26 protein-coding genes and 1 pseudogene are annotated in these 25,129 nt (G+C 62.7%); 8 read left to right on the plus strand and 19 right to left on the minus strand.

The window, feature by feature from the left end; genetic code table 11:
- Positions 1–299: pseudogene (locus HNO86_RS26900) on the plus strand (putrescine ABC transporter permease PotI); the annotation flags it as partial.
- Between the two features lie 165 nt (positions 300–464).
- Positions 465–1,562, plus strand: a complete 1,098-nt coding sequence (locus HNO86_RS26905) for a polyamine ABC transporter substrate-binding protein (protein ID WP_175379960.1) — start codon at positions 465–467, stop codon at positions 1,560–1,562.
- 103 nt (positions 1,563–1,665) lie between these two features.
- On the opposite strand, the gene thpR is transcribed toward HNO86_RS26905, so the two are convergent.
- Complete coding sequence (thpR, locus tag HNO86_RS26910) at positions 1,666–2,205, minus strand: RNA 2',3'-cyclic phosphodiesterase (RefSeq protein ID WP_175379961.1); 540 nt, start codon at positions 2,203–2,205, stop codon at positions 1,666–1,668.
- Between the two features lie 121 nt (positions 2,206–2,326).
- Here thpR and HNO86_RS26915 point away from each other — a divergent pair, with 121 nt between their 5' ends.
- Entirely contained in the window at positions 2,327–2,518 is a 192-nt protein-coding gene (locus HNO86_RS26915) for a hypothetical protein (RefSeq protein WP_175379962.1), read from the plus strand.
- A gap of 276 nt (positions 2,519–2,794) precedes the next feature.
- Here the strand turns inward: HNO86_RS26915 and HNO86_RS26920 are convergent, their stop codons facing one another.
- Entirely contained in the window at positions 2,795–3,148 is a 354-nt protein-coding gene (locus HNO86_RS26920) for a DUF1428 domain-containing protein (protein ID WP_175379963.1), read from the minus strand.
- A 16-nt stretch (positions 3,149–3,164) separates the two neighbouring features.
- Positions 3,165–4,229, minus strand: a complete 1,065-nt coding sequence (locus HNO86_RS26925) for a hypothetical protein (RefSeq protein ID WP_175379964.1) — start codon at positions 4,227–4,229, stop codon at positions 3,165–3,167.
- 327 nt (positions 4,230–4,556) lie between these two features.
- Between HNO86_RS26925 and HNO86_RS26930 the strand changes: the two genes are divergently transcribed.
- Entirely contained in the window at positions 4,557–4,820 is a 264-nt protein-coding gene (locus HNO86_RS26930) for a hypothetical protein (RefSeq protein ID WP_175379965.1), read from the plus strand.
- 80 nt (positions 4,821–4,900) lie between these two features.
- Here HNO86_RS26930 and HNO86_RS26935 read toward each other — a convergent pair whose 3' ends face one another.
- A complete protein-coding gene (locus HNO86_RS26935) occupies positions 4,901–5,791 on the minus strand; it encodes a LysR family transcriptional regulator (protein ID WP_175379966.1) in 891 nt (296 codons plus the stop codon).
- Positions 5,792–5,926: 135 nt separating this feature from the next.
- Here HNO86_RS26935 and HNO86_RS26940 point away from each other — a divergent pair, with 135 nt between their 5' ends.
- Positions 5,927–7,279, plus strand: coding sequence for an MFS transporter (locus HNO86_RS26940; RefSeq protein WP_175379967.1), 1,353 nt, complete (start codon positions 5,927–5,929; stop codon positions 7,277–7,279).
- Between the two features lie 178 nt (positions 7,280–7,457).
- Here the strand turns inward: HNO86_RS26940 and HNO86_RS26945 are convergent, their stop codons facing one another.
- The gene (locus tag HNO86_RS26945; RefSeq protein WP_175379968.1) at positions 7,458–7,904 is read right to left on the minus strand and encodes a cupin domain-containing protein; all 447 of its coding nucleotides are present in this window, start codon (positions 7,902–7,904) and stop codon (positions 7,458–7,460) included.
- 247 nt (positions 7,905–8,151) lie between these two features.
- Between HNO86_RS26945 and HNO86_RS26950 the strand changes: the two genes are divergently transcribed.
- Entirely contained in the window at positions 8,152–10,599 is a 2,448-nt protein-coding gene (locus tag HNO86_RS26950) for a TonB-dependent receptor (protein ID WP_175379969.1), read from the plus strand.
- Positions 10,600–10,674: 75 nt separating this feature from the next.
- On the opposite strand, the gene HNO86_RS26955 is transcribed toward HNO86_RS26950, so the two are convergent.
- Positions 10,675–11,214, minus strand: a complete 540-nt coding sequence (locus HNO86_RS26955) for a carbonic anhydrase (RefSeq protein WP_175379970.1) — start codon at positions 11,212–11,214, stop codon at positions 10,675–10,677.
- Positions 11,215–11,360: 146 nt separating this feature from the next.
- On the opposite strand from HNO86_RS26955, the gene HNO86_RS26960 reads away from it, so the two are divergent.
- Positions 11,361–12,248, plus strand: a complete 888-nt coding sequence (locus tag HNO86_RS26960; protein WP_218583539.1) for a LysR family transcriptional regulator — start codon at positions 11,361–11,363, stop codon at positions 12,246–12,248.
- Positions 12,249–12,262: 14 nt separating this feature from the next.
- Here the strand turns inward: HNO86_RS26960 and HNO86_RS26965 are convergent, their stop codons facing one another.
- The 3 genes from HNO86_RS26965 to HNO86_RS26975 form a co-directional block, all read right to left on the minus strand.
- Positions 12,263–13,309: a nitronate monooxygenase family protein gene (locus HNO86_RS26965; RefSeq protein WP_175379971.1), complete on the minus strand. Its 1,047-nt coding sequence runs from the start codon at positions 13,307–13,309 to the stop codon at positions 12,263–12,265.
- A gap of 33 nt (positions 13,310–13,342) precedes the next feature.
- A complete protein-coding gene (locus HNO86_RS26970; RefSeq protein ID WP_175379972.1) occupies positions 13,343–13,732 on the minus strand; it encodes a tautomerase family protein in 390 nt (129 codons plus the stop codon).
- A 254-nt stretch (positions 13,733–13,986) separates the two neighbouring features.
- On the minus strand, positions 13,987–14,664 hold the full coding sequence (locus HNO86_RS26975; RefSeq protein ID WP_175379973.1) for an MOSC domain-containing protein: 678 nt from the start codon (positions 14,662–14,664) through the stop codon (positions 13,987–13,989).
- A 114-nt stretch (positions 14,665–14,778) separates the two neighbouring features.
- Here HNO86_RS26975 and HNO86_RS26980 point away from each other — a divergent pair, with 114 nt between their 5' ends.
- Complete coding sequence (locus HNO86_RS26980) at positions 14,779–15,660, plus strand: LysR family transcriptional regulator (protein WP_175379974.1); 882 nt, start codon at positions 14,779–14,781, stop codon at positions 15,658–15,660.
- 79 nt (positions 15,661–15,739) lie between these two features.
- Here HNO86_RS26980 and HNO86_RS26985 read toward each other — a convergent pair whose 3' ends face one another.
- The 10 genes from HNO86_RS26985 to HNO86_RS27030 form a co-directional block, all read right to left on the minus strand.
- On the minus strand, positions 15,740–16,021 hold the full coding sequence (locus HNO86_RS26985; RefSeq protein WP_175379975.1) for a gamma-butyrobetaine hydroxylase-like domain-containing protein: 282 nt from the start codon (positions 16,019–16,021) through the stop codon (positions 15,740–15,742).
- A complete protein-coding gene (locus tag HNO86_RS26990) occupies positions 16,018–16,980 on the minus strand; it encodes a HEAT repeat domain-containing protein (RefSeq protein WP_175379976.1) in 963 nt (320 codons plus the stop codon). Before HNO86_RS26990 ends, HNO86_RS26985 begins: the two co-directional genes overlap by 4 nt.
- Positions 16,977–17,825, minus strand: coding sequence for an ABC transporter ATP-binding protein (locus HNO86_RS26995; protein ID WP_175379977.1), 849 nt, complete (start codon positions 17,823–17,825; stop codon positions 16,977–16,979). The genes HNO86_RS26990 and HNO86_RS26995 overlap by 4 nt, the downstream gene beginning before the upstream one ends.
- On the minus strand, positions 17,825–18,607 hold the full coding sequence (locus HNO86_RS27000) for an ABC transporter permease (RefSeq protein ID WP_175379978.1): 783 nt from the start codon (positions 18,605–18,607) through the stop codon (positions 17,825–17,827). Before HNO86_RS27000 ends, HNO86_RS26995 begins: the two co-directional genes overlap by 1 nt.
- Before the next feature lie 40 nt (positions 18,608–18,647).
- Positions 18,648–20,054 (minus strand): ABC transporter substrate-binding protein, encoded by a 1,407-nt coding sequence (locus HNO86_RS27005; protein ID WP_175379979.1) that lies wholly within the window; start codon positions 20,052–20,054, stop codon positions 18,648–18,650.
- Between the two features lie 152 nt (positions 20,055–20,206).
- Positions 20,207–20,452 carry a ferredoxin family protein gene (locus HNO86_RS27010; RefSeq protein ID WP_008060065.1) on the minus strand — a complete coding sequence of 82 codons (246 nt, stop codon included), beginning with the start codon at positions 20,450–20,452 and terminating at the stop codon, positions 20,207–20,209.
- A gap of 25 nt (positions 20,453–20,477) precedes the next feature.
- Positions 20,478–22,220: a fumarate reductase/succinate dehydrogenase flavoprotein subunit gene (locus HNO86_RS27015; protein ID WP_175379980.1), complete on the minus strand. Its 1,743-nt coding sequence runs from the start codon at positions 22,218–22,220 to the stop codon at positions 20,478–20,480.
- Positions 22,217–22,969, minus strand: coding sequence for a GntR family transcriptional regulator (locus tag HNO86_RS27020; RefSeq protein WP_175379981.1), 753 nt, complete (start codon positions 22,967–22,969; stop codon positions 22,217–22,219). Before HNO86_RS27020 ends, HNO86_RS27015 begins: the two co-directional genes overlap by 4 nt.
- A 258-nt stretch (positions 22,970–23,227) precedes the next feature.
- Positions 23,228–24,196, minus strand: a complete 969-nt coding sequence (locus HNO86_RS27025; RefSeq protein WP_175379982.1) for a Gfo/Idh/MocA family protein — start codon at positions 24,194–24,196, stop codon at positions 23,228–23,230.
- Complete coding sequence (locus tag HNO86_RS27030; protein ID WP_175379983.1) at positions 24,193–25,089, minus strand: Dyp-type peroxidase; 897 nt, start codon at positions 25,087–25,089, stop codon at positions 24,193–24,195. Before HNO86_RS27030 ends, HNO86_RS27025 begins: the two co-directional genes overlap by 4 nt.
- Positions 25,090–25,129 lie beyond the last annotated feature (40 nt).

Consider the following 25,129-nt stretch of genomic DNA (forward strand, 5'->3'; position numbering starts at 1 on the left):
GCATGATGTCCTTCGCCCTGTCGCTGGATGACCTGGTGCTGGCCAGCTTCGTGTCCGGTCCCGGCTCCACCACCCTGCCGATGGAAGTGTTCTCGGCAGTACGTCTGGGCGTGAAGCCGGAGATCAACGCCGTGGCGAGTCTGATCCTGCTGGCGGTATCGATCGTGACCTTCATGGTCTGGTACTTCAGCCGGCGCGCCGAAGCCAGCCGCAAGCGGGCGATCCAGGAAGCGATGGAGCAGACCGCGAGCGAATCCTGGCAACAACCTGAAAAGCAGATGTCAGAAGCGACGGCCTAAGGCCGCTGCTGGCTTAACTGTGTAGGAGCTGCCGCAGGCTGCGATCTTTTGATCTTGTTTTTAGAAGTCAAAAGATCGCAGCCTCGTTTCACTCGACAGCTCCTACAAAAGAGTTCTGCGTTCACTGTTTTGCGTAATTGAATATAAAGAAATGGAGTTGTACCGATGAAAATGTTTGGCAGGACTCTGCTGACACTGTCCTTATTGGGCGCCATGGCAACCGGCGTCCAGGCCAATGACAAGGTACTGCGCGTCTACAACTGGTCGGATTACATTGCCCCGGACACCGTCAAGAAGTTCGAAGACGAGACCGGGATCCAGGTGACCTACGATGTGTTCGACAGTAATGAAACGTTAGAGGCTCGCCTGCTGGCGGGTAAATCCGGCTACGACCTCGTCGTGCCGTCCAACAGCTTTTTGGCCAAGCAGGTCAAGGCCGGGGTCTATCAGACCCTGGACAAATCGAAGCTGCCGAACTGGAAGAATCTCAACCCGGTGCTGCTGAAAAACGCCTCCGCCAGCGACCCGGACAACGCCCATGCCTTCCCCTACATGTGGGGCTCGATCGGCATTGGCTTCAACCCGGAGAAGGTCAAGGAAGTGCTCGGCGCCAACGCCCCGACCAATTCCTGGGACTTGCTGTTCAAGCCGCAAAACGCTGAAAAACTCAAAGCCTGCGGCATCAGCTTCCTCGACTCGCCGACCGAAATGATCCCGGCCGCCCTGCACTACCTGGGCTACCCGGTGAACGATCAGGACAAGGCGCACATCGCCGAGGCCGAAGCGCTGTTCATGAAGATTCGTCCGTCTGTGTCGTACTTCCATTCCTCGAAGTACATCTCTGACCTTGCCAACGGCAACATCTGCGTGGCCGTGGGCTACTCCGGCGACGTGCTGCAGGCCAAGGCCCGCGCCCAGGAAGCCGGGGGCAAGGTGAAGATCGACTACAGCATCCCCAAAGAAGGCGCCGGCAGCTTCTATGACATGGTCGCCATCCCCCGCGATGCCGCCAACGTCGAGAACGCTTACCTGTTCATGAACTTCCTGATGCGTCCGGACGTCATTGCGGACATCACCAACAACATCGGCTACAGCAACGCGAATGCGGCGGCCACGCCCTTGGTGGATGAAGCGATTCGCAGCGATCCGGGTTCGTACCCGTCCCAGGAAGTGATGGCGACCCTGTATGCGATTCCGGATATGCCGATTGGTGTGCAGCGGGTCATGACTCGTGGGTGGACCAAAGTGAAACTCGGTAAATAACACCCCGTCTAACTTTTTCCTGCGTGCAGCGCCTTACCACCGCTGCATTACTCACCTGGCTCCTCGGTTAAGGTGAAGTTCGGCGCCCTCGGGCGCCTTTTTTTTATTGTGGGCCCAGCGGCCATTCGGCCAGCGCCCGGTAGCGGCCCTTGTGGGATTCGAACAGGGTGAAACGATCAGCACGCAGGAAAAATTCCGGGGCCGTCGGTGATTCCGGCGCCGGTGCGCGATAGTCGCGGGCCAGGGTCAGGTGGGGGCGAAACTCCCTGGAGGTTTCTTCCAGGCCGAACGGCAGCAGCGCCTGTTCCAGGTCATACACCAGCCGCAGCAGGGTCGGTGGTGCCTGTTGCGGAGCCAGGACCAGCGCCCCTGCCCTGCGCCAGACATCCAGTCGATCCAGCACCACGGTCAAACGCTCGGCCGACGTGCGGACTGAAGCCGCCGCTTCACAGATCGCGGCGATCTGCGCGGTATCGACCGAGCCCAGAAACTTAAGGGTCAGATGAAAATTCTCCACCGGCACCGGTCGTCCGCTGCGCAGCTGCAGGGCGCTGCGCCATTGGCCGATGGCCTTGCGCTGGACCGGCGGGCAGTCCAGGGCGAAGAACAGTCGTTTGAAGGGTTCGCGGGATTCGTCATACATGACGGGGGCTCTCCTGAAGGCTGTTGCGTGAGTATCCCGAGTGTACAACCGCCACCGCCGTTTCTGGCGCCTGCCGACATGCGCGTTATAGTTGATGCACGCCAATTACCCGGAGGCTGCCATGCGACAGATCCTCAGCAAGGAACCCTGGTGGGCCGCCCCACCCGAACCCGGCCAGGACGAATTCGAACTGGAATGGGGCTGGCTGGTGCACTACAGCGAAGGCGAGCCGCGCTTCGAATTCATCCGCGAACGACCGACGGACGACGAGATCCTGCAGCGCAAGAGTTGCAGGATCACGCCGGTGGAGTGACCCTGACAAAAGCCTTGAGACAACACGGTTAGCTGTGGCGAGGGGCTTGTCAGTCAAGCCGCCGCAAAACATGTAGCAGCTGGCGAAGCCTGCGTCCGGCTGCGAAGCAGTCGCAAAACCTGAATGCGAGGTCTTCCTGAAGCACCGCGTTGCCTGATTTCACGACTGTTGCGCAGCCGGACGCAGGCTTCGCCAGCTGCTACATGGACCGTGTTTTGCCTTAACTGACTGGCATTGGGGCAAGCCCCCTCGCCACAGTTTTCCTCGCCCGAACCACTACGCCTGCATGATCAATTCAAACCCGCCATAAATCATCCGCTGCCCATCGAACGGCATCGGGTTGACGTCGGGTTTCATGCGCGGGTCCTGCATCATTTTTTCCATGCCGGCGTTGCGGGTGGCCTTGTCCGGCCAGATGATCCAGCCGAACACTACGGTTTCGCCTTCCTGGCATTTCACCGCCATCGGGAACGAGGTGAGCTTGCCTTCCGGCACGTCATCGCCCCAGCACTCGGCGATGCTCAGGGCGCCGTTTTCCTTGAAGACTTCGGCAGCGATTTTGCAATGTTTGAGGTATTGCTCGCGTTTATCGCTGGGCACCGAGGCAGAAAATGCATCGACATAAGACATGAGTGTTCTCCTTGCTTCACGGGTTGGTCTGCTTGTTAGTCGATTCGGTCGGCTGCCATTCGACAGTCCCCGCACTCAGTCCGACCGGCGGTTGGGCCGTCTTGGCCAGATTGCCTTCGATCTGCCCCGCCATGTACAGGGTTCCCGCCATCACCCCCGACTGCGGGTTTTGCAGCAGCTTGGCCCAGGCCTTGTCGAAGGTGTTGCCCAGGCTGCTGCGAATCAGCGCCTCGCTGTCGGGCCGGTCGCTGGCCTGGATCAGCGCGCGGATACCGGCCACGCCAACCGTGATCAATCCGCCAGCAAGCTTGCCCGCTGCGGCCGCCACCGCACTGGCGGCGCCCCGGGGGGCCATTTCCGCTTCCATGCGACGGCTGGCGCGCCTGGCCACCGGGGCCATGGCGTTTTCGGTGGAGTCCACACCTTTTTCGCCGCCGGCCTTGTGAACTTTGTCGACCAGTGCGGCATAGGCCGGCAACTTGTCCAGTGATTCGATGCGTATGACCTGATACAGCGAAGCATCCCGCGCCGACGGCGGCCCCAGGGCGATGGCCGGGACTTTCTGGATGCGTCCGTTGAGCTGGGCGATCGGCACGCCATGGCGCTGGGAGATTTTCTGCAGTTCTTCCTTGAGGATGTCGACGTAGAACGCCGAGGCCAGGCTGAGAATCGCATCAGGATCGATTTCCACCGCGGCCGGTGCCAATACCTTTTCCTGGTATGCCTCCAACAGATAGGCGGCCAGGCGCTTTTCCGAGGCGTCCTGCTCGCCTTGGGCGCTCAGGGTGTACCAACTGACTTTCATCGACAGCCATTCCTGGGTCCAGTAACTGCTGAACCAGGGGATGAAGTTTTCTTCGGTGAGCTGATAGACCCGCGTGCGCCAGTATTCCATGGCGCCGCGGGCGTAGATTTTGGTCTGCTCGGTGGCCGACTGCGAGGCATCGATGATCTCGCGGTCTACCTGTTGCCAGGTGCTCGGCGCGATCATCACTTGCGGCGCTTCCACTGGCGCGCGCGGGGCCGTGGCGCATCCGGCCAATACCAGCAGCACGGCGACGATCAACGAACGCAGGTTCAAGATCGTGGCTCCTGAAAGTCAGCGCCGGACCGGCTGGCCGGCGCTTGAAAGCCCTGAATTGAGTATAGGTGGCGGTGGGTGGTGACCCCACCGCCGCCATCGCGAGCAGGAACACCCCGCAAACCCGACCATCACTCCCATCGATATTCACAATCGCCACGATTGCCTTCCGCCCCGCCACCGTCAGCGTAGGATCAATCCCAAGCCAACACGAAACCCTGAAACGGAGGGGCCAATCATGCTGATCCATCTCTTGACCTGTATGGCCCTGACGGCCTTCACATTGAGCGTATTTGCCTGGTTCGTCCTGTCCGAGGAGCGCACGTCATGATCACTGAAGTCACCCTTGCCGTGAGCTTTCCGGTATTCGGCAGCAACTATTACTCGCAGACATTCGAGTCCCGTAAGGTGTTGACCCTCGTGTTCGACGAAAAATTCGAGGCCTTGCTGATTCCGGCTGCCGATCATCACTTCAGCAACGAAGTGGTCGGCCTGAACGATCAGTTCCGCTTCCTCAACGACGTGCTGGCCGAGCATTTGCTGGAAGCTGAACTCGCGGCGACCGCCCGTCGCAATCATCAGTATTTCTGAGCCGACGCCTCGTCGACCTGATCCGAACTCCGTGTGCCTTGCTCCCCCTCATTGATCGTGACGGGGAGCTTTTTTTTGCCCTATCGGCTGCATACCTCGCGCAGACAGCCGCGCAACCAGCGGTGCACCGGGTCGGCATCCAGCCGTGGGTGCCAGAGCATGGCCACGGTGAAATCCGGCAACGTCAGTGGCAGGTCGAAGCTGTGCAGGCCGAGCCTGAGGTTGGCCGTGTGGCGCTCTGGTACGGTGGCGATCAGCTCGCTGCTGCGGGCCAGCGCCAGTGCCGTCGAGAAACCGGGAACAATGGTCGCGATCTGCCGCGCAAGGCCGAGCGGCGCCAGGGCTTCATCGATCGGTCCCTTGTCCAGCCCGCGTCGCGACACGCTGATGTGACTGCCGGCCGCGTAGCGTTGGGGAGTGATTTCGCCGTCGCTTAGCGGATGGTCAATGCGCACCACACCGATGAATCGATCGCGAAACAGCCCCTGGGTGCGCAGTTCCGGACTGGCGGTCTTGCCGACCACACCGGTTTCCAGATCCACCGTGCCGTCACGCAATGAGGCGCTGTCCTTGTCGGGTTTGTGCATGAAGCGCAGGCGCACACCCGGCGCCTGTTCATCGATGCGGGTGATCAGCGAGGCGCCGAAGTTTTCGACGAAACCTTCGCTGGTGCGCAGGGTGAAGGTGCGTTCCAGCTGTCGCAGATCCGGTTGTTCGGCCGGACGCAGCACCGCTTCGGTGTCCTGTACCAACTGGCTGACGCGCTCACGCAACTCCAGCGCCCGCGGCGTCGGCACCAACCCGCGCCCTGCCCTGACCAGCAACGGATCACCAGTGGTCTCGCGCAAGCGGGCCAATGCGCGGCTCATTGCCGAGGGGCTCAGGCGCAGGCGCTTGGCGGCCGCGACGACGCTGCCTTCGGTCAGCAACACATCGAGAGTGATCAACAGATTGAAATCGGGTGCGGACATCAAGAGCCCCTACTGTCTCGGCGATATGGCGTTCTACGCATGTATTAAGTGCAACCCATGCGTCTTCCGCCATGTTAGGCGCGAACGTAGATTGGCGGTAGCTCCAATCGGGAGCCGCCATACAAGGGGTGCACCATGAATTCCACGACCGCCGTCACCGCAGCCAGCCCACCAACCCGCTCAATCAGGTGGGCGCTGGCCAGCCTGTCACTGTCGATGCTGCTGTCCTCCCTGGGCACCAGCATTGCCAACGTCGGCCTGCCCACGCTGGCCCAGGTGTTCGACGCGTCCTTCCAGCAAGTGCAATGGGTCGTCCTCGCCTACCTGCTGGCCATTACCACACTGATCGTCAGCGTCGGCCGGCTGGGCGATCTCGCTGGTCGACGTCGGCTGCTGTTGTCCGGCATTGGTCTGTTCACCGTTGCATCGGCCCTGTGCGGGCTGGCGCCGAGCCTGGAACTGTTGATCGGCGCACGGACGCTGCAGGGTTTGGGCGCGGCGATCATGATGGCGCTGACCCTGGCCTTCGTCGGCGAAACGGTGCCCAAGGACAGAACCGGCAGCGCCATGGGACTGCTCGGCACCCTGTCGGCCATCGGCACGGCGATGGGGCCGTCGCTCGGTGGTTTGCTGATTGGCGAGTTTGGCTGGCGGGGGATTTTCCTGATCACCGTACCCTTGGGCCTGCTGACGTTGCTGCTTGCCCAGCGTTATTTGCCTGCTGATCAACAGCAAGCAAAAAACACACAGGTGGCTTTCGATTCAGTAGGCACCCTGCTGCTGGCGCTGACCCTCGCCGCCTACGCACTGGCCATGACCCTCGGGCGCGGGCAGTTCGGCGTGCTCAATCTTGCGTTGATCCTGTTGGCGGGCGTTGGCGCCTGGGTGTTCGTGCGGGTTGAACAGCGGGTCACGGAGCCCTTGGTCCGGCTCGCGATGTTCCACGATCGGCAGCTCACCACCCGTCTGATCATGAGCCTGCTGGTGGCCACGGTGATGATGGGCACGCTGGTGGTCGGGCCGTTCTATCTGTCCCAGGCGCTCGGATTGGGTGCGGTCGAGGCCGGGTTGGTGCTGTCGGTCGGGCCGTTGGTTGCGGCGCTGACCGGGGTGCCTGCGGGACGCATCGCCGATCGCTTCGGCGCCCGGCGCATGACCCTTGCCGGATTGCTCGTTATCGCCCTTGGCTGTCTGCTGCTGGCGGTTTTGCCAATCAGCTTCGGTGTCGTCGACTACATCGTTCCGATGGTGGTGATTACCCTGGGTTATGCGGTGTTTCAGACGGCCAATAACACGCTGGTGATGGCGGATGTTCAGGCGCAGCAGCGAGGTGTGGTGTCGGGGATGCTCAATCTGTCGCGCAATCTGGGCTTGATCACCGGGGCTTCGGCGTTGGGGGCGGTGTTTGCAGCCGCAGGTATGCGCGTGACCTTTGTCGTGGCGTTGGCGTTGATTGCCTTGGCCTGTCGTTGTGCCAGGCGACATTGATGTCGGATGTGCCGGCCTCTTCGCGAGCAAGCCCACTCCCACAGTGATCGTTGTTCCAACCACAGGACCTGTACGAGCGAGCGATGGTCGTCAACGATGACGCGGGGCATCTGATGCCCCGCAGTGCACTTGGCTCCATCGCGAGCAGGCTCGCTCCCACAAGGACACGCGCCGGTGGTTATTGCTTGATGATCACCAGCGGTGTGTCTTTCTTGACGATGTAGGTCGCCAGTTCCGAGGCCTTGTCCTTGCCGATGTTCTTCGCCACATGGGCAGTCCCGGCCGGGATGTACAGGGATTGGCCGGCCTTGAGCACGACGTTCGGCTGGCCCTCGAGCTCGTACTCGAACGTGCCCGAGAGCACGTGAGCAACCTCAACCCCCGGATGGGCATGCCTTGGCGAAACGACGCCCGGATCGAAATCCACAATCACCTGGACGACTTCCTGCCCCTGCACATCCAGATCGCGCTTGATCAGGTCGGTACGCGTAAGGCCGGTCTGCCAGTTCTTCCCGGCTGCCTGGCCGGTATCGGCTTGAGACAACGTGGTAAACGCGCCGAGCGCCGCGGTGACGAGGGCGGCGCCGAACAGGCCGATAGCTTTGGTTTTGTTATTTCGGGACATCGCAATTCTCCAATGAGCGCACGGTATAGCGCGGTGATGCCTGGATAAGGCAGCCCCATTACGCGGCCAGCGTGTATCCGGCTCGTGTCGCGCCAGGCGTTTTTTTGTATGTGCACGTAGCCGGCGGCGGACGAGATACAGTGCGATACACCCGCAAACATTATTTTCAGTGTCCCTGATACCTTTTTCGCGCTCGTTCGGTGTGTAGAGGAATTCTCATTATCCTTTGCATCCACAGGCATGCCGCATGACTTCCACTTCACCGCAGTTGCGCTCCAGAATCCGCCTCCCCCTGAACCTGCTGAGCCTGGCCATCGCCCTGAGCGCCATGGCGCCGGTTCACAGCGCGTTGGCCGCCGAGGTCAACCAGACCGAAGCCACCCGCAGCTACAACATCGGCGCGGGTTCCCTGGCCAGTGTGCTGGCGCAGTTCGCCGCGCAATCGGGCGTGCTGCTGTCGTTCGACACCAACCTACTCAATGACCAGCAAAGCGCCGGCCTGCAAGGCAATTACAGCGTGCAGTCCGGTTTCACCCGCCTGCTGCAGGGCAGCGGTTTCTCGCTGATCAACACCGGTGCCGACAGCTACACCGTGGCGCCGCAGGTCGATAGCGGCACGGCGCTGGAACTGGGCGCGACCACGGTCAACGGCATCGCCGAGAACGCCGACACCTACGAAGGCGGCCAGGTCGCCAAGACCGCGCGCCTGGGTGTGCTGGGCAATCGCAGCATCAATGATGTGCCGTTCAGCGTGGTCAGCTACACCGCCAAGACCATCGAGGACCAGCAGGCGCGCACCGTGGGCGATGTCCTGCTCAACGATGCCTCGGTGCGCCAGTCGGCCGGCTTCGGCAACTTTTCCCAGGTGTTCACCATTCGTGGCCTGCCGCTGACCACCGATGACATTTCTTACAACGGTCTGTACGGCGTATTGCCCCGGCAGATCATCACCACCGAGGCGCTGGAGCGGGTCGAGCTGTTCAAAGGCCCGAACGCCTTCATCAACGGCGTGGCGCCGGGCGGCAGCGGCATTGGTGGCAGCGTCAACCTGGTGCCCAAGCGCGCCCAGGACACCCCGACCCGCAGCGTGACCCTGGATTACGCCAGCGACTCCCAGATCGGCGGACATATCGATCTGGGCCAGCGTTTTGGTGAAGACAATCGCTTCGGCGCGCGGGTCAACCTCGCCAATCACGGTGGCGATACCGCGGTGGATGACGAGTCCGAACATTCGCAACTGATCGCCGTCGGCCTGGACTATCGCGGCGATCGCCTGCGCGTCTCCACCGACCTGGGCTACCAGAAGCAGCGCATCAACAACGGCCGCTCCGTGGTCTATCCCAACGGCACCAAGGTCCCGCACGCGCCGTCGGCCAAGGACAACTACGCCCAGGACTGGACCTGGTCGGAGCTGGAAGACACCTACGGCATGGTCAACGCCGAGTACGACCTCAACGACAACTGGACGGCCTATGCCGGTGGCGGCGCCAAGCACACCCGGGAAAACGGCGAGTATTCCTCGCTGTATGTCGGCAACGACGGCAGCGGCAAGGTCGGCTTTCTCTACTCGCCCCATGACGAAGACAACAAGAGCGCGATCGCCGGCTTGAACGGTCACTTCGACACCGGCCCGATCACCCACCAGATGAACTTCGGCCTGTCCGGCACTTGGGGTGAACAGCGCTCGGCGTTCGAGGCGATCCTGGTGGCCAACCGGGTCAATGGCAACCTGTACAACCCGGTGCAGGTGCCGCGTCCGACCAACACCTATTTCGGCAGCGACATCCACGACCCGCGCATCGTCGGCAAAAACCGCATCAAGAGTGCCGCCGTCTCCGACACCCTGGGTTTCATCGACGACCGCGTGCTGCTGACCCTCGGCGTGCGGCGCCAGACCATCGAAGTCGACGCCTGGAACACCACCACCGGTGCGCGTAACGCCAACTACGAAGAGTCGATCACCACGCCGGTCTACGGTCTGGTGGTGAAACCGTGGGAACACGTGTCGTTCTACGCCAACCGTATCGAAGGCCTGCAACAGGGCCCGACCGCACCGACCACCGGCGTGACCAACCCCGGCGAAGTGTTCGCACCCAACCGCAGCAAGCAGACCGAAGCCGGGGTCAAGTTCGACTGGAACAGCTTTGGCGCGACTCTGGGCGTGTACCGCATCGAGATGCCCAACAGCTCGACTTCGACCGTCCCCGGCAACCGCCTGCCGACCTTCAGCGTCGATGGCGAGCAAGTGAACAAGGGTGTGGAACTGAACGTGTTCGGCGAGCCGCTGGACGGCCTGCGGGTTCTGGCCGGCGCGACCTGGATGGACACCGAACAGAAGAAAACCTCCAACGGACTCAACGACGGCAATCGCGCCGCCGGCGTACCGCGTTTCCAGTACAACCTGGGGGCGGATTGGGATGTGCCCGGGATTCAGGGCGCCGCGCTCAATGGTCGCCTGCTGCGCACCGGTGGCGAGTACGTCAACGCCGCCAACAGCTTGAACATTCCGGCCTGGACCCGTGTGGATCTGGGTGCGCGTTATGGTTTTAAGGCGGACGACAAGTACATCACCCTGCGCGCCAATGTGGAGAACGTGGCGAACAAGGCGTACTGGTCTTCGGCTTCGACGGCCAACAATTACTTGACTCAGGGTGAGCCGCGGACGTTGAAGTTGTCGGCGACGGTGGATTTTTAAGGGCGATCAAGATCAAAAGATCGCAGCCTTCGGCAGCTCCTGGAGGGGGCGGCGGCGATCTTTTGATGGGTGGGGTCAGGCGGAGCGCAGCGGGCTGGGCGGGACGACGGTTTCGATGCGGCCGGTGGCCACGTCGTAGACAAGGCCGGTGACGGTGAGGTCGGCGGGCAGGTTCGGGTTGGCCTTGAGCGCTGCCACGTCGTAGGCGATCGACTGGTAAGGGTCGTCGATGGCCATTGCCGGCAGGTCTTGCGGTGCAACGCCCAGGTGCTTGGCCAGCAGTTCAGGGGCGTGGTGCGAGCAGCCGACAATGCCGCAGTCGGTGTGGTGCAACAGGATCAGGTTCCAGCCCTCGCCGATTTCCGAACCCCGAGCCCGCGAAAGGCTGCGCAGCAGGGCCATGGTTTCCAGCAGCGCCGGATTGACCCGGCCACCGACATTGCGGATCACCGCCGCTTCACCCGGTTCCAGCTTGAGCAGGTTCATCGGGTCGACCCTGGGGTCGACGCAGCCGATGATTGTGGTTCTTTGCGAAGGCATCATTTTGAGGCCGGCGGAAAAATCGTTCTCTGCAAAGTCGGCATTGCGTTGGGTCAGGGTCTGAAGAAAGTCCATGGATCACCTCGATCGGTAGCGGGAAGTGCGGTGCCGGGGCAACCGCGTGAGCCCACTATCCCTTCCCGCCCCCGGGGTCGGTAGTCTTCGATTTCGACTAACATCTATCTTCATCCAGCATCAATCGCGCCTGGACGGGAAAAGGCATGCCATTGAAAGACATCCTCAGCCTGCGGCTGTACACCCGCGTCGCGCACCTGGGCAGTTTTTCGGCGGCTGCCCGAGAAAGCGGGCTAACGCAGTCCCAGGTGTCGAGGATGATCGCCGAACTGGAAGCGGGCCTGGGCGTTCGACTGCTTTCGCGCACTACCCGCTCGGTGGCGCCGACCGAGGCGGGCCTTGAGTTTCTGGCGCGCATGGAACCGATCCTGGCCGCTCTGGACGACGCCGAGAACAGCGTGCGGGAAACCGGCGAGTTGCGCGGTGTGTTGCGCATCAGCATGCCTTCGACCATGGGTATTCGCGTGATCATTCCCAGGTTGTCGGCCTTTACCGAGCGCCACCCCCTGCTGCATCTGGAGTTGATGCTCGAAGACCAACGCAAGGACATGGTCAAGGGCGCGGTCGATATCGGCATTCGCGTGGGCGCCCTGCCGGACCTGCCCGGCACCGCGCGGCTGATCGGCACGATGCAACGGGTGATCGTGGCGTCGCCGACGTACCTGGCGCGCCATGGAACACCGCTCGTGCCGGGGGATCTCTCGGGGCACCGGATCGTGGGCGGCCCGGTGGGCGCTCACGCTGCTGGATGGCAGTTTCAGCGCGATGGGCAATCGGTGTCGGTTGATCCTGGTCCGCAGTTTTCCACCAACGATACCGCCGGCGCGGTGGCGGCGGCTTCAGGCGGGTTGGGGATTGTCTCGACGACGTCATGGGCCTGTCGGTTGGAGTTGGAGAGCGGCGCTCTGGTGCAGCTTCTGCCTGATTGGAAAATGGCGGAGCTGCCTGTACACGCCTACTTCCCCCACGGCCGCACGACGCGCCTGGCGGCCCGGGTGTTTGCTGATTTTCTGGTTGAGCAGTTGGTGGAATGAAGGCCGGATTGCGGTTATTTGAGTTCGGCAGCGAGCAGCTTTACCAAGGCGGCTGCCGGCATTTCGCGAGCCAGTGGCGCGCCCTGTCCGGCCCATTGCACGGCGAACTCGGTGTTGGCCTTGGTGGCGGCGGCGGCGTTGAGTGCCTTGTTGGCGTCGTAGGCGATGGGATAGTCCGGCAGCGCCGGGGCGTTGGTTTCGAGGTCGATGTAGTTGCGGTTGACCATGCCCCGGGCAGGACGGCCAGAGATCGCGCTGGTGACGCGGGTCTGGTGCGCGCGCGGGCCTTTGAGGGCTTCGCGGTAAGCCGGGTTGGCGGAGGACTCGGGGCACAGGATGAAGGCTGTGCCGAGTTGCGCGGCGCTGGCGCCCAGTTGCATGACCGACTTGATACCGGCGCCGTCCATGATGCCGCCCGCTGCGACCACCGGCAGTTTGCAGTTTTCAGCCAGCAATCGAACCAGGGCGAAGGTGCCCATCTCGCTGTCCTGCTGCGGGTCGAACACTCCACGATGTCCCCCCGCCTCGTAACCTTGCGCCACCAGCCCATGCACTCCGGCACGTTCGGCCTGCTGCGCTTCGGCCAGGCTGGTCACGGAACACAGCAGCACGATCCCGGCATCCTTCAGCGCATCGATGCTCGACTGCGGCGGCAAGCCGAAGTGGAAACTGACTACCGCAGGCTTTTCTTCCAGGAGCATTTCCAGCATGCCGAAGTCTTCGACGAACGAGGTGTAGATCTCGCGCAGGGCGGTAGGCGCAGGAGTGTCGAATTTGTCGAATAGAGGCGCGAGGAAATCCAGCCATTGCGCTTCTCGCTCTGCATCGGCCACCGCAGGCGTGTGGCAGAACAGGTTCACGTTGAAGGGCTTGTCGGTCAGCGCCGTGGTGTCGCGCAGCATGGCTCGCGCCTGCTCGACGCTGCTCGCGCCGATGCCGATGGAACCGAGCCCGCCGGCATTGGACACCGCAGCCGCGAGCTTGGGCGTGGAGACGCCGACCATGGGCGACTGGATGATCGGCAGTTCGATGTTCAACAGCGACAGCAGAGGATTGGACATGACAGCACCTGAACGAAATAGGTGAAAAAAGACTTAGAGCTCGCCAGTCAGAAACTGCGCCCGCCCACCGCCGAACGACCAGTCGGCATCGCTGTTTTCCACCAGCGAAACGATCAGGTCGTCGGGGGACAGTCCACAGGCGGTCTGCAGCTTTTCGGCGAGCAAACGGTAGAAAGAGGTTTTCTGTTCCTGAGTGCGGGGGCGTGACACCACGGTCAACAGCACCACCCGCGCCGAGCGTGTATAGCCGAGCCCGGTGTCGTGCAGGATCAGTTCTGCGGGTCGGTGTTGGGTGACGCTCTGGTAGCGGTCGCTGAAGGGCACGTCGAATGCCTGGACCATGGCCTGATGCGCCACATCCAGCAACGTGCGCAACTGTTCATCGGTACGGCCCTGGATGACGTCGAACTTGAGCAATGGCATGGCGCTTCACCTCGCAATAAATCGGGAGCGAAGAGCCCGCCCCCTGGGATAAAGGTCCGCGCGACAGCCCGCGCCGGCACGCTTTCCAACCCGAAGGCTTCAACATAGAGATGTCATGCCATCATGTAAAATGATGATTAATGATGGTAAAAATCACATTAAGTGAAATAAAAAGCCTGTAGGAGCAAGGCTTGCCCGCGAAAGCGTCCTCAAGATCGCCTTCGCGGGCAAGCCTCGCTCCTACAGGGGTGTGTTCAAGAGAGGCTTGCCGTGCGTTTTTGCAGGTAGTTCGCCCGCTCACCCAATCGCCGCTGCCAGTCCGCGCAAAGCCCCGGCGTCTGCGCCAGCGCAAACAGATCCTCGAGCACCGGCCTGTGGGCCAACTGCACCTGCCAGAACTCATCGATCGAAAACCGTTCGGTATGCCGCTCCAGCAGTTCGATGCTGCCCCCCGCCTCCAAAGATCCCGGTTGCAGAACCCGGTAGTACCACCCGGTAATGCGCTCCCTGGCCACGAACATCGACATGCGCTCGGCATCGAAGCGATGGTTGATCTTCCAGCACGGGCTGCGCGGTTGCGACACCTGCAGCACCACGCTGCCGACCCGGAACACATCGCCAATGTGCACGTTGCACTCCGAAAGCCCGAACGCCGCGAGGTTCTCGCCAAGGCTGCCTGCCACCAGTTGCGCAGCACTGTCAGGAAAGGCCTCGGCCAGGCGCTGGTAATTCTGCGTGGCGTACTGGTGCACGGCTTTTTCCGGGCCGCCGTGAACCCGGGTATCCGCGTGCTGGTCGCCGACGATGCCGTGCAACTCCACGCGAACCGGCCCGCTATGGCGCTGTTTGAAGATCCCCGTGCTCTGCCCCTCGGGCTGCAGCACGCCCAGGCCACCGGCGAAGACGTGGTCGATTTTCGTGGTCAGGGTCATGGGACGAACGGCCTCGTTTGCAGGGTTTCGGGCACTTTACTCATCGGCGTAAACGGCCGTAAAGTGATCGTTAGATATGTCCATAATCACTTTTAGAGATGGATGAAAACAATAATGGAAATGCGCCAACTGAAGATTTTCTGCGCCGTGGCCGAGCTTGGCAGTTTTACCGCCGCGGCATTGCAGGTGAACACCGTGCAGTCCAACGTGACCATGCGCGTGAAAGAGCTGGAAGCCGAGCTCAACCGTGAGCTGTTCATCCGCAAGAAATCCGGGGTGATGCTGACGGCGGCGGGCGAAATCTTCCTGGGTTACGCGCGGCGCATCCTGCAACTGACCGAAGAAAGTCGCAGCGCCCTGATGGACACCGGCAGCCCCGCAGGCCTGCTGCGCCTGGGCTCGATGGAAACCACCGCCGCCATCCGCTTGCCCCAGGTGCTGACCAAGTACCGCGAGCAATACCCCGAGGTGCAGTTGTCGCTGCAGACCGGCACCACCATCGAATTGATCAAGGCCATCGAAAGCCATCGGCTCGACGGCGCCTTTGTCGGTGGTTTTCATCAGAACTCGGCGCTGTTTCAGGAAGAGGTGTTCAGCGAGGAACTGGTGCTGGTCAGCAGCAACCAGTTCGACTCCCTTGAGGCGCTGATGGAGAAAATGCCCCTGCAGACGGTGCTGGTCTTCCGCACCGGTTGCTTCTATCGCTCGACGCTGGAGAACTGGTTCTATCAGGTGGGGCTGGTGCCGAATCAGATCATGGAACTGGGCACCCTCGACGGCATCCTGTCCTGCGTCGCGGCGGGCATGGGCGTGACCCTGCTGCCCAGGGCCATCGCCGAAAACTGCAGCGTGCGCCACGGCATCCGCTGGCACAGCCTGCCCCCGGAATTCGCCAACGTCTCCACCGTCTTCATCCGCCGCAATGACTCGATGATCACCTCGGCAATGAGTGCGTTCATTGGGTTGGCGCAGCAGCAGGTGGCTTCCACCCCATGACCCCTGCAGGAGCTGTCGAGTGCAACGAGGCTGCGATCTTTTAAGGGTAAGATCAAAAGATCGCAGCCTCCGGCAGCGCCTACATGGAGGTCAGGTCCGCGAGATAGGCCCAGGGATAGATCCCGCGCTCATGGCCATCGCTGAAGACCAGCTGCACACCATATCCCTGCGGATTCAACTCGATCACCCGAACCCGCTCATCCACCAGCGGCGTCACCCCTCGTAACCGAAATGCCCGGCATTGCGAGCACGGGCATTGGCGCCGCAACTGGGCATGGTCCAGCACCTGCTCGCGGCCATCCGGCCAGCTCAGGCGCAGCTGGTGTTTGCTGCTGGAATTACCGATCGCCAGCGGGTTCATTGCAGCTGGCTCAAGGCGATGCGCACCGCTTTGCGCACTTCCGGATCGCCGTCCTTCTGGGCGGCCTGCAAGGGCGCGATAGCGCCTTTGTCGTTCAGCTCCCCAAGGGCCAGCGCGGCCTCCTTGCGCAGGTTGCTGATGCGATGGCAGAGGGTTTCGATCAGCGGATCGAGGGCAGCTTTGTAGCGCAGGCGCCCGAGGCTGCGGGTGGCGCGCAGGCGCACTTGCCAGTAGTCGTCACTCAGGGCCTCGATCAGGGCGGGGCCGGCGTCGGCGTGACCGACCTTGCCCAGGGTGGTTGCGGCCTCTTCGCGGACCTGCCAGGCCTGGTCCCGCAAGGCCTGGCTCAGGGCCGGCAGCACCTGTGCGTCAGATGCCAGGCCCAGGGCGCCGGTGGCGGCGCGGCGCACTTCGGTGTCCGCATCATCGCTGGCCAGGCGCGCCAGTGCAGGCAAGGCATCGAGCTGCTTGAGCCAGCCCAGCACGCCCACCGCCTCGCGCCGAACGCTGGCGTCCCGGTCGTTCAACGCCTGCAATGCCGCCGGCGCCGCCTCGGCGAAACGCAACTCGCGCAAGGCACGGAACGCGGCGATGCGCACGCTGCTGTCGGCATGCCCGGTCCACGGCAGGATCACTCTTCCCGCCTCCGCGCACTTGAGCAGGCTCAGGCTTTGCGCGGCGGCAGCCTGCACCGCCGGCGAAGGATCGGTCAGGGCCCGGCACAGGGCCTCGACCACCGGCGCGTCTTCCCAGGCTTCGAGCAACCGCGCGGCTTCGGCGCGGACCTCTTCGCTCGGGTCGTCGGCCAGTCGATCGATCAGCCACAGCAGGCCGTCGGGTTCCTCAAGGTCGGCCAGTTCGATCAGGGCAATGCGTCGCACGCCAGCATCCTCATCGGTCAGGCGCGGTTGCAGGGCCAGAATGTCGTCGTTGTCGGTTACATCCAATAGTGTGGTCATAGGGCAAATCGCAGCAGTTTGTTTTCTGTGGGAAGTCCGAGCGGGTTCAGGCGCGGCAGTTGTCGACCGTCCTGGTGATGCAGCAGCTCCAGACAATGGCGTTTCAAGCGGGAGAATTCGTGGCTGGTCACCAGTTCGGTGGTGCGCGGCCTTGGGAAATCCGGGCGCAGGTCTTCGATGACCCGGCCAGGGCGCGAACTCATGACCAGCAGGCGATCGGCGAGGAACAACGCCTCGTCGATGTCATGGGTGACGAACACCACGGTGGTACGAACCCGCGTCCAGATGTCGAGCAACAGTGCCTGCATGTTCAGACGGGTCAAGGCATCGAGGGCACCGAACGGCTCGTCCATCAGCAACAGCCGCGGACGATTGACCAGCACCCGGGCGATCTCCACCCGCTGCTGCATGCCGCCGGACAGCTGGTTCGGCCAGCGCTCGGCGAAGCCTTCGAGCCCCATCAGCGCAAGGATTTCATCGGCGGCCCGGTGCCGTTCGGCCTTGCCGATGCCGCGCATTTTGAGGCCGAAGGCGACGTTGTCGCGCACCGTGCGCCAGGGAAACAGCGTGTGTTGCTGGAACACCATGCCCCGTTGCGGCGACGGCCCGGCGACCTGCGCGCCATCAACCTTGAGGCTGCCACTGCGCGGTTGCAGGTGCCCGGCCAGGGCGCCGAGCAAGGTGGATTTGCCGCAGCCGGACGGCCCGAGAATGCACACGAACTGGCCCGGTTCGATCTGGCAATCCAGGCCCTGCACGGCTTCGAACGCGGCTTTGCCTTCACCCAGGCTGATCGACAATCCGCGGATATCGATATGCCCCTCGGGCTGCTGAAAACTGCTCATCAGGCTTTTCCTCGTGGTCGATGCCAGGGCGTGAACAGCCCGCCCAGGCGTTTGATCAGCAGGCTGCTGCCCATCCCCAGAACGCCGATCAGCAACATGCCGACCACGATGTCGGGGTAGTTCTGGATGGTGTAGGACTCCCAGGTGTAATAGCCGATGCCGAACTGGCCGGAGATCATTTCCGCCGTCACCAGGCAGAACCAGGAGGTGCCCATGCCGATCGCAAGGCCGGTGATGATGCTCGGCGCGGCGCCCGGCAGGATCACTTCCAGCAGCATCGCCCGGCGCCCTGCCCCGAGGCTTTTCGCCGACGCGATCAGCCGTGGGTCGACGCCTTCGACGCCGTGCACGGTGTTGAGCAGGATCGGGAACAAGGCGCCGGTGAAGGTGATGAAGACCATCGACAGCTCCGACGAGGGGAACATCAGGATCGCCAGCGGAATCCACGCCACGGCCGGGATCGGGCGCAGCACTTCCAGCGGTGGCAGCAGCAGGTCTTCGGCCCATTTCGAGCGGCCGATGGCCAGGCCCAGGGCGATGCCGATGACCAGCGCCGCGAGGTAACCGGCGAAGACCCGACCGAGGCTGCTGCCCAGGTGCCGGGCGAGTTTGCCGGAGTCGCCCAGGCCCAGCGCGGCTTCGATCACCGCCAGTGGAGTGGGCACGTTGGCGAAGGTGACGAGGCCCAGGCTCCAGTGGTGGCTGGCGGCGAGTTGCCAGAACAGCAGGCAGAGCAGCATTGAGGTGGCTCGGGGGAGCCAGCGTAAAAAGGGTCTGGACATACACAATTCCCGATGACGGCCACAACCGTTTTTTTCGTGGTTAACGGGCGGCAACCGCCTGGGTGGTGGCGTCGGTGAAATCGAACACCTTGCCGCCCTGGGCCGTGGCGAATTGCTGGGCCTGGCCCTTGAGCAGAAAGGCGTTCAGGCGGCCTTGCGCATCGCTGGCGAACCACGCCTGATCAGCCAGCAACTTGATCCCGCTGTCGCACGCCTGGGCATACACCGCGCGGATGTTCTTGCCCTCCTGCTTCAAGGCGGCCAGGGCGCTGAACGCCGATTCGGCCGAGGCGTATTGACGGACCTTGTCCTCGCCGCGCACCCAGATCTCGGCCACATGGCTGAAGTCAGTGATCGCCTTGCCCGTCGAGGCATCCACCGCCTTGAGCGGGGTTTGCGCGTAGTTGGCCAGTTGCGCGGTGTAGTCCACGTTCGAAGCCTTGAAGGCGGCGCGGATGTACTGGTCGTCGATGAAGGTGTTCAGGTCGAGGCCGCGATCGGCTTTCTTCAGCAGCTTCAGGGTGTCGATGGCGGTACCGACGGCCTGGCGGTATTCCGGCTTCCAGCTCAGGTCGCGGGTCTGCACGCCCAGCGGGCCGTGGAACAGGTAGTTGACCTCGGCATCGACCCCGGTGACCTTGGCGATCAGCTCGCTGTACTTCTCCGGCTCGGCGGCGAGCAACTGGTTGGCTTCGAGGCTGGCGCGCAGGTAGGCGACGACGATCTCCGGGTACTTTTTCGCGTAGGCCTGATCCACCAGTGCGCCGTGGAAGGTCGGCGTGTTCGCCTGGGAGCCGTCGAAAATCTTGCGTGCGAAACCCCGGCTGGTGAACAGCTCGGCGAAGGGTACGAAGTCGGCGTGGGCGTCGATCTTCCCGGCTTGCAGTGCGGATCCGGCGACTTCCGGCGCCTGGGCGATGATGTTCACATCCTTGAGCGGATCCCAGCCCTGATCAGCCACGGCCCGCAGCAACATGCCATGGGACGTCGAGGCGAACGGTACGGAAATGGTCTTGCCCTTGAGCTCAGACAGTGACTGCACGCTCGACGCGCTCGGCACCACGATGCCGTTGCCGCTGCCCTTGATGCTGCCCGACAGCACGCTGATGAACAGGCTGTGTTTGCCCGCAGTTTCGAACGCCACGCCGTTGAAGGCACCGGGGAAATCGGCCATGGCGCCGAAGTCGAGTTTGCCGGCGACCATCTCGTTGGTCAGCGGTGCGCCGCTGGTGAAGTTCTTCCACTGCACATCGTATTGGGCGTCCTTGTACTGGCCGTCGTGGGGCAGGTATTTGTCCAGCAGGCCCAGCTCGCGAATCAACAGCCCGCCGGCGGCGCAGTTGATGGTGGTGTCCTGGGTGCCGATGGCGATACGGATGGTTTGGGCTTGCGCCGGCAAGATGAATGAAGCCAGTACCAGACCGGCAAAAGTTGCACGTAAGAACATGGTCAATCCCCTCGAATCATTTATAGGAAGTTCGTCTCCGCCACGATCAGGGCGCGGTGGGAAACGAGGGGTTTCGTAAAGCAAGCGTCCGGGGGTGGCCGGATGGCGGTTTCTTTGTCTGTGGTGGCCTGCTCGCGATGGCGTCCTGTCAGTCACCGCAACAAGTAAGGGATATCGACTTTCACAGCCCCCGTCGGGCAGTCCTTTTCGCAGGGCATGCAGTACCAGCATTCGTCGAAGGCCATGTAGGCCTTTTGGGTGGCCGGGTTGATGGCCAGCAGGTCCATGGGGCAGACGTCGACGCACACGGTGCAGCCTTTGTGGGCGATGCAGAGGTCTTCGTCGACCGTGACCGGTGCGTTGGAGCGGAAGAAGATTTCCTGGGGTTGATAGGCCATTTCGCGGTCTCCTCGTGGGTCAGGCTCAGGCCGCAAAGGCGCCGACGCGCAGCCTGTCGTAGGCCTGCATTTCTTCGGCATCCAGCGGGATGATGTAGGGCTCGACGGCTTTCTTGAAACTGCTCATCACACCATTTTCGTCCTTCTTCAGATGGCAGTGGCAGAACCAGTCGCCGTCGTTGCGTTGCGGGTGATCGACCCGATAGTGGTACAGCCCCCAGCGACTTTCGGCACGGAACAACGAAGCCCGGGCGGCCATTTGCGCGCAGTCGCGGATCACGCTGACCTCCATGGCGCGCATCAGTTCGTGGGCGTTGTGCGCCTTGATCTGATCGAGATCGCGCTGGATGTCGCTGAAACGCTGCAGGCCGATCTGCATCTTCTTCGTCACTTTCGGCGGTTGCAGATAGTCGTTCACGAAGCGGCGCAGCTTGTACTCGACCTGGGCCGGCGGCAGGCCGTGCTCGCGATCCAGTGGCGCGTAGACCCGTTGTTTTTCCGCTTCGATCTGCTCGACGCTCAGCGCGGTAAATTCCCGCTCAGCGACAAAATCCGCCGCGTTGTTCCCGGCAAACCAGCCGTAAGTGAACGCGCCAAGCATGTAGTTGTGCGGCACCGCCGCCATGTCACCGGCCGAATACAACCCCTTGACCGAAGTCTCGGCCTTCTCGTTGACCCACACCCCGGACGCCGAATGCCCGCTGCAAAAACCGATTTCGGAGATGTGCATCTCGACCATCTGCGTGCGGTAGTCGGTACCGCGGTTGGCGTGGAACTGGCCGCGGCTCGGACGTTCGTTGCTGTGCAGGATTTCCTCGATGTTCTGGATGGTTTCCTCGGCCAGGTGATCGAGCTTGAGGAACACCGGGCCGTTGCCGCTTTCCAGTTCCTGGTGGAACTCCCACATCATCTGACCGCTCCAGTAGTCGCACTCGATGAAGCGTTCGCCCTTGTTGTTGGCGGTGTAGCCACCCAGGGGGCCGGTGACGTAGGCGCAGGCCGGGCCGTTGTAATCCTTGATCAACGGGTTGATCTGGAAGCACTCCAGATTCGCCAGTTCGGCGCCTGCGTGATAGGCCATGGCGTACCCGTCGCCGGCGTTGGTCGGGTTCTCGTAGGTGCCCATCAGGTAGCCCGAGGACGGCAGCCCCAGGCGTCCGGCGGCGCCGCACGCGAGAATCACTGCCTTGGCCTTGATCACATGGAAATCGGCATTGCGGCAATCGAAGCCCATCACGCCGTTGACCGCGCCCTCCTCGTCCGTCAGCAAACGGGTGCAGACCAGGCGATTGGTGATGCTCACCCGCGCCCGCTTCAGTTGGCGGTACAGGACTTTCTTGATGTCGTGGCCTTCAGGCATCGGCAGCACATAGGCGCCCATGTGATGGACCTTTTTCACCGCGTAGTCGCCGGTCTCGTCCTTCTCGAACTTCACGCCCCAGCGGTCCAGTTGCTCGATGGTTTCGAAGCTGTGGGTGGCATAGGCGTACACCGCGGCCTGATTGACGATGCCGTCGTTGGCGATGGTGATTTCCTTGGTGTACTGCTCAGGCGTGGAGTGGCCCGGAATGATCGCGTTGTTCAGGCCGTCCATGCCCATGCTGATCGCGCCGCTGCGCTTGACGTTGGCCTTGTCGATCAGCAACACCCGCAGGTCGCGGTTGCGTTCCTTGGCCTTGATCGCCGCCATGGGACCGGCGGTGCCGCCGCCGATCACGACGATATCGTATTCCTGTTCCTGCGTGGTTCTGGTGATGATGTGGGTCATGCCTGATCCCCTTTTTGCCGGTCGATCCGCAGGCGGTACTGGAAGGCATCGCCACGGTAGTAGAGGTGTTCGAAGTCCAGCGGCTGGCCGGCGGCGTCATGGGTCAGACGCTCGATGCGCATGATCGGCGAGCCGGTTTCGACGCCCAGCGCCTGGGTCAGATCGCTGTCGGCCAGCACCGCATCGATGGCCAGGTCGGCGTGCCCGAGGGCCAGGCCGCAGTCGTTTTCCAGGATCAGGAAAATGTCGCGGGTCACCAGATCGGCCTTCTCCAGGCGCCCGCCAACGGCCTTGGGCAGGTAGGTGATTTCCAGCGAGATGGGCTGGCGATTGATCAGCCGCACGCGCTTGATCTGCGCGACGATTTCGCCTTCAGCCACCTGCAGGCGCTCGGCGACCAGCTTGTCGGCGGCGATGAACTTGAAGCTGCGCAGGCGGTTGATCACCTCGTAGCCGCGACCGGTCATGGATTCGGCCAGGCCTTGCAGGGTGCTGACGTTCTGAAAGGTCTTGGGCTTGGCGACGAAGGTGCCCTTGCCGTGGATCTTGAAGATCAGCCCTTCCTTCTGCAGATCGCCCAGAGCCTGGCGCACGGTGATGCGGCTGACCTTGAACAGCGCCCCCAGTTCGCTTTCGGAGGGCATCTGGCTGTCTTGCGGGTATTCGCCGTCAAGAATGCGCGCGCGCAGGATGTCGCGCAGTTGGGTGTGCAGAGGGACGCTGCCGAGGGATAGAACGTTATCGGTCATCTGGAGATCACTTGTTATAACGAGTTATGACGTGATCTTAGGGTTATAACGGACTGCCTGAGAAATACCGTTTGAGAATAAGGATAGATTGGCCGAACGCGATCCCTTGTAGCCGCTGCCGAGCCTGCGAGGCTGCGTTCGGCGGCGAAGCCGTCGCGAAATCATGCGGCTCGGTGTGTCAGGGAAATTCGGGATTCAGGGTTTACGACGGCTTCGCCGCCGGACGCAGCCTCGCAGGCTCGGCAGCTGCTACAGGGGTCAGCGGCGATTGAGGATCTGATCCATCACCCAATCCGTCTTCAACGCCTCTTGCGCCAACGCAGGATGCCGCGCCTCACCCCGAATATGCGCATTCATGCCCATCACGTGATGCCACTGAATGTGCTCATGATTGGCAATGCTCAGGCTGAGGTGTTCATCGGCGCATAACTCGACCGGATGTTCATCGAACACCGAAAACCTGATCCGCCCTTGGCTGCCGATCATCTCGACCCGATCCTCGCGACCATCGGCGACGAAGTTCCAGCCGCCCATCCCCAACGCCCCGCTGGCAAACCGCCAACTGGCGCTGACCGCGTCTTCGGCGGCATACAGGCCGGCCTGACGCGCGGTGAATCCGGCCACTTCGACGATATCCCCCAGCAGATACTGGAACAGGTCGAAGCCGTGACTGGCCAGGTCCGCGAAATAACCGCCACCGGCAATCGCCGGATCGGTTCGCCAGTTGTCGCTACCGTCCAGATCCTTGGGCGACGGTGCCTTGGTCAGCGTCCAGCTCAGGTGCCGGACGTCGCCAATGCGCCCTTGCGCCAACCACTGCCGCACCTGCTGGAAGCGCGGCAACGAACGGCGGTAGTAGGAAACGAACAGGTGCAGTCCGGCATCGGCGAACGCCTGGTGCATCTCGCGGCTTTGCGCGCCGCTGAGCGACATCGGTTTCTCGACGCAGCAATGCTTGCCGGCGGCGGCAACCTTCAGGGCGTAGCCGTGATGACTGTCGGGGGGTGTGGCGATGTACACGGCGTCGACCTGCGGATCGTTGATCAGCGTGTCGACGTCGGTGCAGGTCCGGGCAATGCCGTGGCGCGCGGCGTAATCGCTGACCGCCTCCGGCCGTCGCCCCATCACCGCCACCAGCGCCGAGCCGGGTGCCTTGTAGAAGGCCGGCCCGCTCTTGCGCTCGGCGACGCTGCCGCAACCGATCATCCCCCAGCGCACGACATTCATGCGGCGGTCCCGATGCTCAGGGCGCGCAGGTCCAGTCGGCCATCCTTGAGCGGCGGGCACCAGTAGTAGCCGCCGGTGATCGGCCGGCTGATGCGGTACAGGCCGTCGGTGACGCCGTCTTCCAGACCGCTCATGCGGCGCAACTGGACTTCGAAGGCATCGAGGGAGAAGCCAAAGGCGAGGAACATCAGGCCAGCGCGATCGTCTTCGATCCACGGCATGGAACGGCGGACGACGAAGGCTTCAGGGGCGAAGCTTTCCTGGGCGGTGCGTTTGACGTGGGCGGAGATCGGCGCGTCGTCGAGCTCTTCGTTGTCGCTCAGGCGACGGCCCATGATGTCGTCGGTTTCGTGGGAAGGCATGGCGTGGAAGCGCTTGAGGTCATGCTGCCACTGCTGGATCGCGGCGAAGCTGCCACCGACCATGCCCTCGGCGCCGTTGCCGATCAGCGCCGCAGCGACAGCGGCTTCGTCCTGCGGGTTCTCGGTGCCGTCTTCGTAGCCGGTCAGGTCGTGGCCGTCGCGGTGGCGGAAGCCTTCGGTGACCTGGACCAGACGCAGGGCCGGCGCCAATGCAGCGGCAAAGGCGTTGCTGCGATTGAGCAACTCGCCCCGATCAGTGCCGTGCAGCCAGCACCACAGGGCCAGTTGCGTCGAGGGGTTGTTCACGCCCACGCCGGTCATCGCCGGAAAGGTGCGCAGCCCTTCGATATTCGTGCCCAGGGCCTTGACCAGCGGTTCACCGAAGCCCACTACCGCCGACGCGCCATCCACCAGTTGCGTCAGTTTGTCGAGCGCGCCCGGCAGATCGGCGACCGAATCGAGGGCGAAGAACATATGACGGGCTTGAGGCGGAACGGGGGTGGCGAGAATGCCCGGCTGGTAGTGACTCATGTGAACTCCTTCAGAAAGAGCGCGAAGTTTAACTCCGGCA

It is taken from the genome of Pseudomonas sp. C1C7 (assembly GCF_013359595.1).
Taxonomy (GTDB): Bacteria; Pseudomonadota; Gammaproteobacteria; order Pseudomonadales; family Pseudomonadaceae; genus Aquipseudomonas.

Excerpts from the sequence above, each read along its gene's own strand:
- HNO86_RS27025 (WP_175379982.1), bottom strand. The coding sequence starts at position 24,196 with ATGAATGTCGTGCGCTGGGGGATGATCGGTTGCGGCAGCGTCGCCGAG.
- HNO86_RS27030 (WP_175379983.1), bottom strand. The coding sequence starts at position 25,089 with ATGAGTCACTACCAGCCGGGCATTCTCGCCACCCCCGTTCCGCCTCAA.
- HNO86_RS26920 (WP_175379963.1), bottom strand. The coding sequence starts at position 3,148 with ATGTCTTATGTCGATGCATTTTCTGCCTCGGTGCCCAGCGATAAACGC.
- HNO86_RS26915 (WP_175379962.1), top strand. The coding sequence starts at position 2,327 with ATGCGACAGATCCTCAGCAAGGAACCCTGGTGGGCCGCCCCACCCGAA.
- HNO86_RS26945 (WP_175379968.1), bottom strand. The coding sequence starts at position 7,904 with ATGTCCCGAAATAACAAAACCAAAGCTATCGGCCTGTTCGGCGCCGCC.
- thpR (WP_175379961.1), bottom strand. The coding sequence starts at position 2,205 with ATGTATGACGAATCCCGCGAACCCTTCAAACGACTGTTCTTCGCCCTG.
- HNO86_RS27020 (WP_175379981.1), bottom strand. The coding sequence starts at position 22,969 with ATGACCGATAACGTTCTATCCCTCGGCAGCGTCCCTCTGCACACCCAA.
- HNO86_RS26930 (WP_175379965.1), top strand. The coding sequence starts at position 4,557 with ATGATCACTGAAGTCACCCTTGCCGTGAGCTTTCCGGTATTCGGCAGC.
- HNO86_RS26960 (WP_218583539.1), top strand. The coding sequence starts at position 11,361 with ATGCCATTGAAAGACATCCTCAGCCTGCGGCTGTACACCCGCGTCGCG.
- HNO86_RS26940 (WP_175379967.1), top strand. The coding sequence starts at position 5,927 with ATGAATTCCACGACCGCCGTCACCGCAGCCAGCCCACCAACCCGCTCA.
- HNO86_RS26950 (WP_175379969.1), top strand. The coding sequence starts at position 8,152 with ATGACTTCCACTTCACCGCAGTTGCGCTCCAGAATCCGCCTCCCCCTG.
- HNO86_RS27005 (WP_175379979.1), bottom strand. The coding sequence starts at position 20,054 with ATGTTCTTACGTGCAACTTTTGCCGGTCTGGTACTGGCTTCATTCATC.
- HNO86_RS26965 (WP_175379971.1), bottom strand. The coding sequence starts at position 13,309 with ATGTCCAATCCTCTGCTGTCGCTGTTGAACATCGAACTGCCGATCATC.
- HNO86_RS26970 (WP_175379972.1), bottom strand. The coding sequence starts at position 13,732 with ATGCCATTGCTCAAGTTCGACGTCATCCAGGGCCGTACCGATGAACAG.
- HNO86_RS27000 (WP_175379978.1), bottom strand. The coding sequence starts at position 18,607 with ATGTCCAGACCCTTTTTACGCTGGCTCCCCCGAGCCACCTCAATGCTG.
- HNO86_RS26955 (WP_175379970.1), bottom strand. The coding sequence starts at position 11,214 with ATGGACTTTCTTCAGACCCTGACCCAACGCAATGCCGACTTTGCAGAG.
- HNO86_RS27010 (WP_008060065.1), bottom strand. The coding sequence starts at position 20,452 with ATGGCCTATCAACCCCAGGAAATCTTCTTCCGCTCCAACGCACCGGTC.
- HNO86_RS26995 (WP_175379977.1), bottom strand. The coding sequence starts at position 17,825 with ATGAGCAGTTTTCAGCAGCCCGAGGGGCATATCGATATCCGCGGATTG.
- HNO86_RS26985 (WP_175379975.1), bottom strand. The coding sequence starts at position 16,021 with ATGAACCCGCTGGCGATCGGTAATTCCAGCAGCAAACACCAGCTGCGC.
- HNO86_RS26935 (WP_175379966.1), bottom strand. The coding sequence starts at position 5,791 with ATGTCCGCACCCGATTTCAATCTGTTGATCACTCTCGATGTGTTGCTG.
- HNO86_RS26990 (WP_175379976.1), bottom strand. The coding sequence starts at position 16,980 with ATGACCACACTATTGGATGTAACCGACAACGACGACATTCTGGCCCTG.
- HNO86_RS26905 (WP_175379960.1), top strand. The coding sequence starts at position 465 with ATGAAAATGTTTGGCAGGACTCTGCTGACACTGTCCTTATTGGGCGCC.
- HNO86_RS27015 (WP_175379980.1), bottom strand. The coding sequence starts at position 22,220 with ATGACCCACATCATCACCAGAACCACGCAGGAACAGGAATACGATATC.
- HNO86_RS26975 (WP_175379973.1), bottom strand. The coding sequence starts at position 14,664 with ATGACCCTGACCACGAAAATCGACCACGTCTTCGCCGGTGGCCTGGGC.
- HNO86_RS26980 (WP_175379974.1), top strand. The coding sequence starts at position 14,779 with ATGGAAATGCGCCAACTGAAGATTTTCTGCGCCGTGGCCGAGCTTGGC.